Consider the following 14208-nt stretch of genomic DNA (forward strand, 5'->3'; position numbering starts at 1 on the left):
GCGCAGGGCGCCGGCAAAACAGACAGGCTGGCCATGATACGGCAGTGCGCCGATTGCGCAAATGAAAGCGCCCTGCAAAGGCAGGGCGCTGAAATTAGAGGCCCGCATGTGCGGGCGCGTGATGGGGTCGCTAATCCTTTAGCTGTTTCGATACTGAGCCAGTCCTTGTGAAAAAAGCGTGAAGCCTTTGTGGGCATTTCATCAGCGTACCCAGCTGTCTACCGTGGCGGCCCCATATTGTTCTTTCCAGGCCTTGAGGCCGCGGTGGTTGCCGCCTTTGGTCTCGATGCGTTCGCCGGTGTGCGGGTTCTGATAGACCTTGACCACCCGTGGGCGGCGTTGTTGCTTGGGGGGGGGGCTGGAAGCGCGGGCCACAGCCTTCGGGTCGAGGATGGCGATGATATCGCGCAGGCTCTTGTCATAGCTTTTCATCAGGCCGACTAGTTTCTGCTCGAATTCGATTTCGCGTTTGAGGCCGGCATCCTTTTTCAACGCTTCCAGTTGCGCCATCTGTTCCTGGAGCGCTTTTTCGGCAGCACGAAACTCTGCAAGTCTGGACACTGTAATCACTCCTGTACGTCGGTCGTGGCAGGGCGTGACGAACATTGAAGAAGAGTAAAAACGCCGGCCACGCAGGTGGGTTCCACTGTTCGCTGATATCGAGTGTAGTCATTCATGTCTACTGGGTAAACTGCTAACTTTTTGCAAGTAAGCCGGGAACTTTCCTAGTTTTGCGTGCGCTATTTTGCGGTTTTTCTGCGGTTGCGCGACAGGGGGGCTAGACCATGGTCCAATGGCCCGCGCCAGAGCCTTTGCGCGATCATTTCAGATGATGGCCGACTCATGTTCGGACCTGCCGCAGTGCCGTGGCCAACCCGTGCCACAGGTTGTTAACTCGTCTTCATTCTGGATGTTTCCTCGCATGTTTTCCCCTTTCCCCCTCGCCCCCGGGCGCCGTGTAACCGGCCTGGTTCTATTGTGCGCCGGTGTCAACGCCCAGGCTGCCGGGTTTCTTGAAGACGGCAGTGCCAAGATCGAAGCACGCAATGTCTATTTCAACCGGGACTTCCGGGACGGTTACAGCAGTTCCAGCCAGGGCGCATCCAAGCGCGAAGAGTGGGCACAAGGCTTCATCCTCAATGTGCAATCGGGTTATACGCAAGGCCCGGTAGGTGTTGGTGTGGATGCGCTGGGCATGTTCGGCTTCAAACTGGACTCCAGCCCGGCCGACAGTAACAGTGGATTGCTGCCCTCGTCTGGCCACGACCCCCGGCACTCGGCCGACCAGTATGCGAAGATCGGCCTGGCGGCCAAGGTCAAGGTCTCCAATACCGTACTCAAGTACGGCTCAATGATGCCGGATGTGCCGTTGCTCAAGTACAACGATGGCCGTCTGCTGCCGACCCTGTTCCAGGGTGCCATGCTCACCTCTGAAGAACTGCACGACCTGAAGTTCACCCTGGCTCGCCTGGACAACTACACCGCTCGGGATTCCACCGATCGCCAGGACATCCGCGTGCACTGCAAAAACAAGCGTTATGCCTGCGATACCGAAGCCGACCACTTCGACCTGGCCGGTGTCGACTACCGTTTCAACGAGCGTTTCAGCGCCCAGTACCAAGTGGCCAAACTGGAGAATATCTACCGTCAGCACTTCCTCGGCCTGGTGGCCAGTCAGCCGCTGCCGGTGGGCAGCCTGTCGGCTGACATGCGCCTGATCAAGAGTGATGACATCGGCAATGCCCGTGCCGGTGAAATCGACCATCGCGCCTTCAGCGGCATGCTTGGCTACAGCCTCGGTGGCCACAAGCTCAGCGCCGGCTGGCAGCGCATGTATGGCAGCAGCGCCATGCCGTACCTGGATGGTAGCAACCCGTACCTGGTCAACTACGCCCAGGTCAATGATTTCGCCGCTGCACAGGAGCGCTCCTGGCAAGTGCGCTATGACTACGACTTCAAGGCGTTGGGTGTACCCGGCCTGACCTTCTTCACCCGTTATATCAACGGCGACAATATCAAGGTGCCGGGCAGCGGTGCCGAAGGCAAGGAGTGGGAACGCGACACCGAGTTCAAATACCAGGTGCAAAGTGGCTCTTTCAAGGATGTCAGCGTACGCCTGCGTAATTCCACTTACCGCAGCAACTATGAACAGTGGGCGCGTGACATGGATGAGACGCGGGTCATTGTCAGCTACAACTTCTCGATCTTCTAAGCGGCTGCTTTGCCAAATACCGGTAGCCGCCTGACAATGGTGGCGGGTTCCCGCAAAGGGCAGGGCAATGAAAGACCTGTTGTTGATCGGCATCGGCGCGGGTGACCCGCGCCAGGTCACCTATGAAGCAGTCGATGCGCTGCGTAGCGCTAGCGTGTTCTTCGTGCTCGACAAGGGCGACGACAAAGATGAACTGGTACGCCTGCGCAAGGCCATTCTGCAGCGCTACCGCCCCGAAGGTGGCTATCGCCTGGTGCCGGTGGTCGACCCTTTGCGCGATGGGCAGGCGGATGACTACCTGGGCGCGGTGCAGCACTGGCACCGGCAGCGTGCTGCGCTGTATGCGCGCCTGATCGAGGAGGAAATTGGCGACGGGGAAACGGGGGCCTTCCTGCTGTGGGGCGAGCCCACCCTGTACGACAGCACCCTGCGCATTCTCGACCTGGTCCGCGAACAGGGCGTGACGTTGCGCTTGCAGGTCATCCCTGGCATCAGCAGTGTGCAGGCGCTGGCGGCGCGGCACCAGGTGCCGCTCAACCGCATCGGCGAGCCCCTGACCGTGCTGCCGGGGCGACGCCTGGCCGGGCAGGGGGCTATCGACAACGTGGTGGTGATGCTCGACGGGCAGTGCGTCTTTGCCGGGCTCAATGACCCGGCGCTGACCATCTATTGGGGCGCGTACCTGGGGACCGAGGATGAAGTGCTGATCGCCGGGCCGTTGCAGGCGGTGAAGGCACGGATACTGGAAGTGCGCGAGCGGGAGCGGGCGCGCAAAGGGTGGATCATGGATACCTATCTGCTGCGCAGAGAGCTGTGAGGTGGGTTGCCTGTGTCGGCCTCTTCGCGGGCAGGCCCGCTCCGGCAAGCGAAACAGGCAACGCCGTGCTCAAGGGTTACCCAGAATGCCCACCACCGTGTCCCGCAACTGATCGATGCTGAACGGCTTGCCGATCAGGTGCATGCCCTCCGGTACCGTGAGGCTGTCGGCGTAGCCGCTGGCGAACAGCACCGGTAATAGCGGCCGCAGTTCGCGCGCTTTGCCCGCCAGCACCTCACCTCGCATGTCCGGCAGCCCCACATCGGTCATCATCAGTGCCAGCGCCTGGCTTGGGTCTTCAAGTACACGCAGGGCGGCTGCGGCGTCTTCTGCCTCGATGACCTTGTAGCCCAACTCGTCGAGCACTTCGACCGTCAGCATACGTACGATGTCGTCGTCTTCGACTACCAGAAGGTGCATGGTTCAAATCCTGTACAAATGAGTGTCTTTAATCTGTGCACCGCGCGGCATCAGAAGTTCCCGAGGATACCGCTCCATGCAAATAGATGGAACGATTGCCGAATGCAACCTTCAAATACTGGCTAAATGCCCTGCCAGACCCGTGAAAGCTGGTTAGACTCGCTTATCAGGACAGCGCAGTGGCAGATAACAATAACGACTGATCGGCCACTCTTTTCAATGGACTTTTCTAGCTCGGGCGTTTTCTCATGATTCAAGCAGCCTCGATGGACCAGCGAAGCTTTCGCAAGCTGTTGAGCCGTAACATCGGCCTCCCCCTGGGGGTTGGCCTGCTCGGGGCCGTGGCCTTCGTCGCGGTGATCAACTACCTGCTTTCGGCCATGCAGTGGGTCGAGCACACCGACCGGGTGATCGGCAACGCCAACGAAACGGTCAAGCTCTCGATCGACATGGAAACGGGCATGCGCGGCTTCCTGATCACGGGCGACGAGCGCTTCCTTGACCCTTACGAGGTGGCCAAGCCACGCATTCTCGGCAGCCTGCAAAGCCTGCGCAGCATGGTCGAGGACAACCCGCAGCAGGTTGACCGTATTGACCGGCTGATGGCCTTGCAGCGGGCCTGGAACGACTTCGGTAACGAGATGATCAGCCTGCGCCGCAGCCAGGGCGATTACCAGGCCTCGATCGGCAATGGCCGGGGCAAGCGCATCACCGATGAAATCCGCAAGGAGTTCGATGACCTGATCATTACCGAACAACAACTGCGCATGGCCCGTAACGAAAAAGTCAGTGCCGTCACCGTGACGGCGATTTCGGCTTTCGTGCTGTTCATTGTCGGCCTAAGTGCATTGCTGGCCTACCTGGGCCGTCGTGACCTGCTGGCACTTTCGGCCAACTACGCTGAAAACCTGCAAGCCCAGCAACGCTCGGCGCAGCGCCTGGAGCACCAGGCCTGGCTACGCAACGGCCAGACCCAGCTGGCGCAGCAGGTGCTCGGGCAACTGACCTTGCCCATGCTTGGCGAGAACATCCTGCGCTTCTTTGCCTCTTATCTGGGCAGCGTGGTGGGCGCCGTGTACGTGCGCGACGAGCATGGCCGGCTGGTGCGTGTGGCCTGTTATGGCCTGAGTACCGAAGCGCAGGCCCGCGAGCAGGTTGAGTCGGACCACCATGGCCTGTTGGCCCAGGCGGTCCGCGAAGGCCGCTTGCTGCGCCTGGAGGAACTGCCCGAAGACTACTACCGCCTCAGTTCCGGCCTGGGCAGTGGCTTGCCGCGCAGTGCATTGCTGATGCCGGCGACCGAAGACGGACAGATCAACGGGGTGATCGAGCTGGGTTTCCTGCGCCCTTTGCAAGAACGGGATGAAGAGCTGCTGGAGCGGGTCGGCGGCAACCTGGGCATGTCGATCGAGAGCGCCCGTTATCGCCAGCGCCTGCAGGAGGTGCTGGCCGAAACCCAGCAACTCAATGAAGAGCTGCAGGTGCAGCAGGAAGAACTCAAGACTGCCAACGAAGAGCTCGAAGAGCAGTCACGGGTGCTCAAGGAGTCTCAAGCCCATCTGGAAACCCAACAGGCCGAACTCGAGCAGACCAACGAGCAGTTGTCGGAACGCACCGATGCGCTGGACCGCAAGAACGATGAGCTGAGCCAGGCGCAGCTGGAGCTGCAGGCCCGTGCCGACGACCTGCAGCGATCGAGCAAGTACAAGTCCGAATTCCTCGCCAACATGTCCCATGAGCTGCGCACGCCGCTCAACAGCTCGCTGATCCTGGCCAAGTTGTTGGCTGAGAACGGTGAAGGCAACCTCAGTGAGGAGCAGGTCAAGTTCGCCGAATCCATCTACTCGGCCGGTAACGATCTGCTCAACCTGATCAACGACATTCTCGATATCGCCAAGGTCGAGGCCGGCAAGCTCGAAGTACGGCCCGAGACCACCCAGGTCGAGCGCCTGGTCGAAGGCTTGCGCGGCATGTTCCAGCCGCTTGCCGGTCACAAGGGGCTGGCCTTCGAGGTGAAGGTCGAGCCGCAGGTACCGGTCACGCTGTTCACCGACCGTCAGCGCCTGGAGCAGATCCTCAAGAACCTGCTGTCCAACGCCATCAAGTTCACCGAGCGTGGTCAGGTCAGCATGAACGTCAGCTTCCAGGCAGGCAGCGGTATCGTGTTCGCAGTCCGGGACACCGGCATCGGCATTGCGGCCGATCAGCAGCAGGCGATCTTCGGCGCCTTCCACCAGGTCGATGGCACCAGCAATCGCCGTTATGGTGGCACTGGCCTGGGGCTGTCGATCTCCCGTGACCTGGCGCATTTGCTCGGTGGCCAGATCAATGTCGACAGCAGCCCTGGGCAAGGCAGCGTGTTCAGCCTGATTTTGCCGGAGCGCTATGCCGCCGAGGCGGAAGATGTCGAGCCGCAAAGCCTGCGCCCGGCCGTCGATGCGTTGCCGCCCGCACCGCAAGCGCCCTTGGCCGCCGCTGTCATGCGCCCGGCGCCGGCCTTTGCCGACGACCGCGAGCGGGCCCCTTTCGATACCCGTTGCATTCTGGTGATCGAAGACGAGCCCAACTTTGCCCGCATCCTCTTCGATCTGGCCCATGAACTGGGCTATAGCTGCCTGGTGGCCCATGGCGCCGACGAAGGCTTCGAGCTGGCGGCCCAGTACATTCCGGATGCGATCCTGCTGGACATGCGCCTGCCCGACCACTCGGGCCTCACCGTCCTGCAGCGCCTCAAGGAGCAGGCCAGCACCCGCCATATCCCGGTGCACATCATTTCGGTGGAAGACCGTGTCGAGGCGGCCATGCACATGGGGGCGGTGGGGTATGCGGTCAAGCCCACCAGCCGCGAGGAGCTCAAGGAGGTGTTCGCTCGCCTGGAAGCCAAGCTTACGCAAAAGCTCAAGCACATCCTGCTGGTGGAAGACGACGACCTGCAGCGCGAGAGCATCGCCCGGCTGATCGGCGACGACGATGTCGAGATCACGGCCGTGGCCATGGCCCAGGATGCCCTGGCGCTGTTGCGCCAGAACATCTACGACTGCATGATCATCGACCTCAAGCTGCCAGACATGCTCGGCAACGAGCTGCTCAAGCGCATGACCGCCGAGGATATCCGCGCCTTCCCGCCGGTGATCGTTTATACCGGCCGCAACCTCACCCGCGAGGAAGAAGCCGATCTGCTCAAGTACTCACGCTCGATCATCATCAAGGGCGCACGTTCGCCGGAGCGCCTGCTCGACGAAGTGACGCTGTTCCTGCACAAGGTCGAATCGCAGCTGTCCAACGAGCGTCAGCGCATGCTCAAGACCGCGCGCAGCCGCGACAAGGTGTTCGAGGGCCGCAAGGTGCTGCTGGTGGATGACGATGTGCGTAATATCTTCGCCCTGACCAGTGCCCTGGAGCACAAGGGCGCCATTGTCGAAATCGGCCGCAACGGGCGCGAAGCCATCGAGCGCCTGGAGCAGCACGACGACATCGACCTGGTGCTGATGGACGTGATGATGCCGGAGATGGACGGCTTCGAGGCCACTCGCCTGATCCGTCAGCAACCGCGCTGGCGCAAACTGCCGATCATCGCCGTGACCGCCAAGGCCATGAAGGATGACCAGCAGCGTTGCCTGCAAGCCGGTGCCAATGATTACCTGGCCAAGCCGATCGACCTGGACCGCCTGTTCTCGTTGATCCGTGTCTGGCTGCCGCAACTGGAGCGAATTTGACTAGCGAACGCAACACCGACATCGAGATCCGACTGCTGATCGAGGCGATCTACCTCAAGTACAGCTACGATTTCCGCAATTATTCCGGCGCTTCGATCAAGCGTCGGATTCTCCACGCGCTGCGTCAGTTCGATTGCCTGACGGTGTCTGCGCTGCAGGAGCGTGTGCTGCACGACCCGGGCATGTTCATGCAACTGCTGCAGTACCTGACGATCCCGGTCAGCGAGATGTTCCGTGACCCTGACCACTTCCTTGCCGTGCGTAACGAAGTGGTGCCGCTGCTGCGTACCTGGCCCTCGATCAAGGTCTGGATCGCGGGCTGCAGCACGGGGGAAGAGGTGTATTCCATGGCCATCCTGTTGCGTGAGGAAGGGCTGCTTGAGCGCACCATCATCTACGCCACCGACATCAACCCGCATTCGCTGGACAAGGCCAAGCAGGGCATCTACTCGATGCAGAGCATGCGCGAATACGAGGAAAACTACCGCCTTGCCGGTGGCCGCCGAGACTTCGCCGAGTACTACACCGCCGCCTATGGCAACGCCATCATGGACAGCAGCCTGCGCGACAATGTCACCTTCGCCGACCACAGCCTGGCCACCGACAGCGTGTTCTCCGAGACCCAGTTGGTGTCGTGCCGCAATGTGCTGATCTACTTCAACAAGGACCTGCAGGATCGGGCGCTGGGCCTGTTCCATGAGTCGCTCTGCCACCGTGGTTTCCTGGTGCTGGGTAGCAAGGAATCGGTGGATTTTTCGGCCTACAGCGATCGTTTCGAGCCGCTGGTCAAGCCCCAACGGATCTTCCGTAAATCATGAGCGGTGTACGTGCAGTGGTGATCGGCGCCTCGGCCGGTGGCGTGGCGGCATTGTTCCAGGTGCTCGGCGCGCTGCCATCGGCGTTCGCCATACCGGTGCTCTGCGTGCTGCACCTGCCGGACGACCGCCACAGCCAACTGGCTGGCGTGCTGCAGCGGCGGCTGCATCGGCCGGTGTGCGAGGCACGTGACAAGGAGAGGATCAGCGGCGGGCAGATCTATGTGGCAGGGCCGGGTTACCACTTGTCGGTGGAGCGCGACCTGACGCTGTCGCTGAGCCAGGAAGAACCGGTGCATTTCTCGCGCCCAGCGATCGACTTCCTGTTCATCTCGGCGGCCGATGCCTATGGCGACAGCCTGCTGGGTGTGCTGCTTACCGGCGCCAACGAAGACGGCGCCAGGGGCCTTGCCTACATCAAGAACAATGGGGGGCGCACGATTGTCCAGGACCCTCGTGACGCACAGGTTGCCCTGATGCCGGAGGCCGCCCTGGCCCTGCACCAGCCCGACCATATTCTTACTCTGAGCGGTATCGGGCAGTTGCTCGCGACCCTGGAATACAGCGCATGCTAAGCCACACCATCGCCAAACTGCTGATTGTCGACGACTTGCCGGAAAACCTGCTGGCGCTCGATGCCCTGATCCAGGGCGAGGACCGCGAGGTGCACCAGGCACAGTCTGCCGAGGCTGCCTTGTCGTTGCTGCTCGAGCACGAGTTCGCACTGGCCATTCTCGATGTGCAGATGCCGGGCATGAACGGTTTTGAACTGGCCGAGCTGATGCGCGGTACCGACAAGACCAAGCACATCCCGATCGTCTTCGTCAGCGCGGCGGGTCGCGAGATGAATTATGCCTTCAAGGGCTACGAGAGCGGGGCCGTGGACTTTCTGCACAAGCCGCTCGACACCCTGGCGGTGAAAAGCAAGGTCTCGGTGTTCGTCGACCTGTTCCGCCAGCGCAAGGTGCTTGGCCGGCAGCTGGAAGCCCTGGAGCAGAGCCGCCAGGAACAGGAGCTGTTGCTCAGCCAGCTGCAGGTGGCACGGTGTGAGCTGGAGCACGCCGTGCGCATGCGGGACGACTTCATGTCGATCGTCTCCCACGAGGTGCGCACGCCGCTCAATGGCCTGATCCTGGAAACCCAGTTGCGCAAGATGCACCTGGCACGGGGCAACCTGGACGCCTTCAGTGTCGACAAGCTGCAGGCCATGGTCGAGCGCGACGAACGGCAGATCAACAGCCTGATCCGGTTGGTCGAGGACATGCTCGATGTTTCGCGCATCCGTACCGGTAAACTGTCGCTGCGGCCCAAACTGTTTGACCTGGGCCAACTGGTGCGTGGGCTGGTGGAAAACTTCACGGCGCAGGCCATGGCCCTGGAAACACACATCGAATTGCAGCGTTGCGAAGCGCTGAAGGGGGAGTGGGACGAATTCCGGATTGAACAAGTAGTGGCCAACCTGTTGTCCAATGCAATGCGTTACGGCGAGCGCAATCCGGTGCAGGTACGGGTGTTCGAGCAGGGCGGCATGGCCTGGGTGCAGGTGCAGGACCACGGCATCGGTATCAGCGCCGTCAACCAGCAGCGGATCTTCCAGCAGTTCGAGCGGGTCTCTGCCCAGCAGGCCAGCGGAGGGTTGGGCCTGGGGTTGTACATCTCCGAGCAGATCGTCCAGGCACACGGTGGCCGGATACAGGTTGAAAGCGAGGAGGGCAAGGGTGCCACATTCACCCTGCAATTGCCGATGGCAATATTCAAAGAACAAAACGACCAGGCGCGGGCAACCTCTGTGTAAGCCTGGGGTCTGATGGCCAACTGTAAGTATTTCAAGGCGTTAACATGAGTGAAGATGCACAAGATGTGGTTCTGGTCGTCGAGGATGAACCGGCGATTCGCATGATTTTGCGCGATTACCTGGCGGGTGAGGGGTACCACGTCCTGGTGGCTGAGGATGGCGAGCAGGCGTTTGCCATCCTGGCCAGCAAACCGCACCTGGACCTGATGGTGACAGACTTCCGTTTGCCGGGGGGGATCTCGGGGGTGGATATTGCCGAGCCCGCGGTGAAATTGCGGCCCGACCTGAAGGTGATTTTCATCAGCGGCTACCCGGCGGAGATTCTCGAATCTGGCAGCCCGATCACCCGCAAGGCACCTATCCTGGCCAAGCCGTTTGACCTGGATACCTTGCACGAGCAGATCCAGTCGCTGTTGCGCTGAGGCATCCGGCCTTTTCGCGGGGCAAACCCGCGAGGAGGCCGTTGCAGGCTATCGCAGCGTCCGCTCAATCCCGCCGACCAGCAAGTTTTCCATCAGCTCCAACCCTTGCGCTTCAGGCAGTGCTTTGAGCAACCCCGGCAGCTGGTTGAGAAACGTCGCCAGTACATGCGCTGTAGCGTCCAACGCTTGCCCCGGCAGTTTCGCTTGCGGTGCGATCAAGCGCAGCAAACCCGCCTCATAGCGCTTGCGCAACGATGCCAGGTGCGCCTGTTGCGCCTCACTCAAACAACACAAATCCCGCTCGGCCAGCCGAAACTGCAGCGGCCGTTCGGCATGCAACTGCCAGTGCGCAGCAATCAGGCAGCTCAATGCCGATGTCCCCCGGGCCATGGCCCGGCGGGCCTGGTCCAGGGTGGCCTGCAGCTCTTCGTACAACTCTTCGATCAAGTCGTACAGCAGGTCCTGCTTGCTGGGAAAGTGATGGTACAGCGAGCCGGCGGTCAGCCCCACATGGGCCGCCAGCTCGCGCATGCTGACCTGGCCAAAGCCCTTTTCGGCAAACAATGCCATGGCCCGGTCACGTCGCTCCTCAAAGTTGGCACAGCGCATTGCGGCATTGACCGGGGGCATGGCGCTTGGTCCTCAGTAGGTGAAGAAACCGCGACCGCTCTTGCGCCCCAGCCAGCCGGCCGCGACCATTTCCTTGAGCAGCGGAGCAGGGCGGTACTTGCTGTCGTTGAAGCCTTCATGGAAGGCCTCCATGATCGCCAGCAGGGTGTCCAGGCCGATCAGGTCGGCCAACGCCAGCGGGCCGATCGGCTGGTTGCAGCCCAAGCGCATGCCGATGTCGATGTCCTCGGCACTGGCCAGGCCTTCCTGGCGCACGAAGATCGCCTCGTTGATCATTGGCACCAGGATGCGGTTGACCACGAAGCCCGGACGGTTGCCGGCGGTGATCGGGGTCTTGCCGACTTTTTCGGTCACCACCAGCGCCTGGGCGTAGGTGTTGTCGCTGGTCTGCAGGCCACGAATGATTTCGACCAGCGCCATCATCGGTACTGGGTTGAAGAAGTGCACACCAATGAAGCGCTCGGGGTGCTCGATGCTGGCGGCCAGTTGAGTCACCGACAGCGACGAGGTGTTGGTGGCGATCAGGCAGTCGGCGGCAACGTTGGTTGCCACCTGCTGCAGGATGCGCTGCTTGAGCTGCAGGTTCTCGGTCGCCGCTTCGATCACCAGGTGTGCAGCGCTGAGCTGGGTGTAGTCGGTGCTGGTGCGAATGCGTGCTTTGGCGGCTGCGGCCTTGTCGGCGTCGAGGGTGCCTTTGCTGACCTGGCGCTCGAGGTTCTTGCTCAAGGTGGCCACGCCGCGCTCGAGCGCTGCGTCGGAAACATCCACCAGCAGCACCTGGTAGCCGGCAATGGCGCACACCTGGGCAATGCCGTTGCCCATGGTGCCCGCGCCGATCACGGCGATCTGTTCAATGCTCATGTGTCAGTCTCCCTCAGACGCGCTCGAACACGACGGCGATGCCTTGGCCACCGCCGATACACATCGTGGCCAGGGCGTAGCGGCCCTGGATGCGCTGCAGCTCATGGATGGCCTTGGTGGCGATGATCGCACCGGTGGCACCCACCGGGTGGCCCAGGGAAATGCCCGAACCGTTGGGGTTGACCTTTTCCGGGTCGAAGCCCAGCTCTTGGGCCACGGCGCAGGCCTGGGCAGCGAAGGCCTCGTTGGACTCGATCACATCCAGGTCTTGTAGGTTCAGGCCGGTTTTTTCCAGCACTTTGCGGGTGGCCGGAATCGGCCCCAGGCCCATCAGCTCGGGCTCCACCCCGGCGTGGGCATAGCCCACCAGGCGTGCCAACGGTTTCAGGCCCAGGCGGCGCACTGCGTCACCGGTGGCCAACACCAGGCCGGCGGCGCCATCGTTGATACCGCTGGCGTTGCCGGCGGTGACGGTGCCGTCTTTCTTGAATACCGGCTTCATACCGGCCAGTTGTTCGGCGGTCACATCAGCACGCACATGCTCGTCGACACTGAACTGCACGCTGCCCTTGCGGGTTTTCAGTTCCAGCGCAACGATCTGGCTGGCGAAGCGGCCCTCGGCAATGGCACGCGCGGCGCGGCGCTGGCTGGTCAAGGCCAGTTCGTCCTGCATTTCGCGGGTAATGCCGTGCTTGGCCGAAACGTTCTCGGCGGTGATGCCCATGTGGAAGTGCTGGAACGGGTCCTGCAGCACGCCGACGGTATAGTCGATGCCTTGCAGGTCACCCATGCGTGCACCCCAGCGCGCCTGTGGCAGCAGGTAAGGGCCACGGCTCATGGATTCGGCGCCGGCTGCGACGGCCACATCGGTGTCGCCCAGCAACAGGCCCTGGGCCGCAGAGACAATAGCCTGCAGGCCAGACCCGCACAGGCGGTTGACGTTGAATGCCGGCGTTTCCTTGGGGATGCCAGCGTTCATTGCCGCTACCCGTGCCAGGTAGGCGTCACGCGGTTCGGTGGGGATCACCGTGCCCATCACCAGGTGGCCGACTTGCTCGGCGGCCAGGCCCGAACGCTCGATGGCGGCGCGGGTCACGGCGCTGGCCAGGTCGGCCAGTGGCAGGTCCTTGAGGGAACCGCCGAAGCCACCAATGGCTGAACGGACGGCACTGACGACGTAGATTTCTGCGTTGCTCATGAGGGCTCCGATTGCGAAGGCGTGGCGGGACCGGGCCAGGCTCTGCGAGAATGGTGGGCGGCCCCGGAGTGGGATCGAGTCTAGGCAAAGGCTCTGTTGCCGCCTATGCCGGATCTGTTCAAACAACCTGGCACTTTTTGCCACTCAGCATAGACAGCGAAAACCGCCATGCGCGAAAGCGATTCAGTCGCCGTGTACTTCCTCAACGCCATGCTCCACGCCCTGCGCGACACGCCCGCCGAGCGTGATGCCCAGCTGCGTGCGGTGGGCATTGCCCCGCAGCTGCTGGATCAGCCTCAGGCGCGGGTGCCGGCCAAGGCGTTCGCCCAGCTGTGGCTGGCGTTGATCCAGCGCCTGGACGATGAGTTCTTTGGCCTCGACAGCCACGGCATGCCGCTGGGCAGTTTTGCCCTGATCTGCCGGGGTTTGATCCTCGAGCCGAACCTGGAAAAGGCCTTGCGCCAGTGCATGGGGGGCTTCGGCCTGTTCCTGCGTGACCTGCGTGGCAGCCTGACGGTACGTGGCGGGCGGGCGCTGATCAGCGTGCAGTCGAACATTGCCGACCCATTGACCCGGGTCTATGCCGAGGAAACCTACCTGGTGCTGATGATCGGCATGCTGTGCTGGCTGGCCGGGCGGCGGATTGCCATCGACCGCACGGAGCTCGCGGTTTCGCGCCCGGCCCAGGAGGACGACTTGCTGCTGTGGGGGCCGGACCTGCGCCTGGGCAGCGGACGCACCGAGGTGGAGTTCGACAGCGCTTATCTGCGCCTGCCGGTGGTGCAGGACCGGGCGGCTTTGCAGACCTTCCTGCGCAGTGCGCCACAGGGCCTGGTGATCCGCTTTCGCAATCAGAACGGGCTGGTGGCTGAGGTGTATCGGCACCTGCGGGCATTGCGCTATGGACAGTGGCCGACATTGGCCGCGCTGGCGCAGCAGCAGGGGGTCAGTGCCAGTACCTTTCGCCGGCAGTTGGAGCGGGAGGGGCGTTCGTACCAGCAGATCAAGGATGAAGTGCGCCGGGCCATGGCCTTCGAGCGGCTGCGCGAAGGCGCGTTGAGCATTGCCGAAATTGCCGAGCAGGCGGGGTTTCAGGAACCGAGTGCCTTCCACCGGGCGTTCAAGAAGTGGACCGGGCAGAGCCCAGGAAGCTACCGGGCGCGGCTGGCCGGCCTGCGTTCTACCTGTGGGAGCGGGCTTGCCCGCGAAGAAACCAACGCGGTGGATGGCACCGGCTCTGCCGGTGTTCGCGGGTAAACCCGCTCCTACAGGGCACGCACAGAATTGTGGGAGCGGGCTTGCCCGCGAATAGGCCTGCACAG

13 protein-coding genes are annotated in these 14208 nt (G+C 62.3%); 8 read left to right on the plus strand and 5 right to left on the minus strand.

The features are described from left to right. Positions 1 to 201: 201 nt before the first annotated feature. Positions 202 to 561, minus strand: coding sequence for a histone-like nucleoid-structuring protein, MvaT/MvaU family (locus tag LMH93_RS10290; protein ID WP_070095765.1), 360 nt, complete (start codon positions 559 to 561; stop codon positions 202 to 204). Positions 562 to 922: 361 nt separating this feature from the next. On the opposite strand from LMH93_RS10290, the gene LMH93_RS10295 reads away from it, so the two are divergent. Then, positions 923 to 2212: an OprD family porin gene (locus LMH93_RS10295; RefSeq protein WP_230065124.1), complete on the plus strand. Its 1290-nt coding sequence runs from the start codon at positions 923 to 925 to the stop codon at positions 2210 to 2212. Between the two features lie 67 nt (positions 2213 to 2279). Continuing rightward, positions 2280 to 3029, plus strand: a complete 750-nt coding sequence (gene cobF, locus LMH93_RS10300; protein ID WP_230065125.1) for a precorrin-6A synthase (deacetylating) — start codon at positions 2280 to 2282, stop codon at positions 3027 to 3029. A 69-nt stretch (positions 3030 to 3098) separates the two neighbouring features. Here the strand turns inward: cobF and LMH93_RS10305 are convergent, their stop codons facing one another. Further along, positions 3099 to 3449 (minus strand): response regulator, encoded by a 351-nt coding sequence (locus tag LMH93_RS10305; protein WP_054889289.1) that lies wholly within the window; start codon positions 3447 to 3449, stop codon positions 3099 to 3101. A 248-nt stretch (positions 3450 to 3697) separates the two neighbouring features. Between LMH93_RS10305 and LMH93_RS10310 the strand changes: the two genes are divergently transcribed. Genes LMH93_RS10310 through LMH93_RS10330 form a run of 5 tightly spaced genes read left to right on the plus strand, consistent with a single transcriptional unit; the run spans position 3698 to position 10197 of the window. Then, positions 3698 to 7165, plus strand: a complete 3468-nt coding sequence (locus LMH93_RS10310) for a response regulator (protein ID WP_230065126.1) — start codon at positions 3698 to 3700, stop codon at positions 7163 to 7165. After that, positions 7162 to 7983, plus strand: coding sequence for a CheR family methyltransferase (locus LMH93_RS10315; RefSeq protein WP_003256179.1), 822 nt, complete (start codon positions 7162 to 7164; stop codon positions 7981 to 7983). The genes LMH93_RS10310 and LMH93_RS10315 overlap by 4 nt, the downstream gene beginning before the upstream one ends. Beyond that, positions 7980 to 8555 (plus strand): chemotaxis protein CheB, encoded by a 576-nt coding sequence (locus tag LMH93_RS10320; RefSeq protein WP_047603087.1) that lies wholly within the window; start codon positions 7980 to 7982, stop codon positions 8553 to 8555. The genes LMH93_RS10315 and LMH93_RS10320 overlap by 4 nt, the downstream gene beginning before the upstream one ends. Further along, on the plus strand, positions 8549 to 9775 hold the full coding sequence (locus tag LMH93_RS10325; RefSeq protein WP_003256177.1) for a hybrid sensor histidine kinase/response regulator: 1227 nt from the start codon (positions 8549 to 8551) through the stop codon (positions 9773 to 9775). The genes LMH93_RS10320 and LMH93_RS10325 overlap by 7 nt, the downstream gene beginning before the upstream one ends. 44 nt (positions 9776 to 9819) lie before the next feature. Then, positions 9820 to 10197 (plus strand): response regulator, encoded by a 378-nt coding sequence (locus LMH93_RS10330; protein ID WP_003256176.1) that lies wholly within the window; start codon positions 9820 to 9822, stop codon positions 10195 to 10197. 48 nt (positions 10198 to 10245) lie between these two features. Here the strand turns inward: LMH93_RS10330 and LMH93_RS10335 are convergent, their stop codons facing one another. From LMH93_RS10335 to LMH93_RS10345, 3 genes are read right to left on the minus strand one after another with little or no spacing between them, the layout of a single operon-like run. After that, entirely contained in the window at positions 10246 to 10827 is a 582-nt protein-coding gene (locus LMH93_RS10335; protein ID WP_014859099.1) for a TetR/AcrR family transcriptional regulator, read from the minus strand. A gap of 12 nt (positions 10828 to 10839) precedes the next feature. Then, entirely contained in the window at positions 10840 to 11688 is an 849-nt protein-coding gene (locus tag LMH93_RS10340; protein WP_070095768.1) for a 3-hydroxybutyryl-CoA dehydrogenase, read from the minus strand. Positions 11689 to 11701: 13 nt separating this feature from the next. Then, a complete protein-coding gene (locus tag LMH93_RS10345) occupies positions 11702 to 12886 on the minus strand; it encodes an acetyl-CoA C-acyltransferase family protein (RefSeq protein WP_230065127.1) in 1185 nt (394 codons plus the stop codon). A 168-nt stretch (positions 12887 to 13054) separates the two neighbouring features. Between LMH93_RS10345 and LMH93_RS10350 the strand changes: the two genes are divergently transcribed. Further along, a complete protein-coding gene (locus tag LMH93_RS10350) occupies positions 13055 to 14143 on the plus strand; it encodes an AraC family transcriptional regulator (protein ID WP_003256171.1) in 1089 nt (362 codons plus the stop codon). Positions 14144 to 14208 lie beyond the last annotated feature (65 nt).

Origin of the sequence: Pseudomonas sp. CIP-10 (assembly GCF_020911845.1) — a bacterium.
GTDB classification, from domain to species: domain Bacteria; phylum Pseudomonadota; class Gammaproteobacteria; order Pseudomonadales; family Pseudomonadaceae; genus Aquipseudomonas; species Aquipseudomonas alloputida.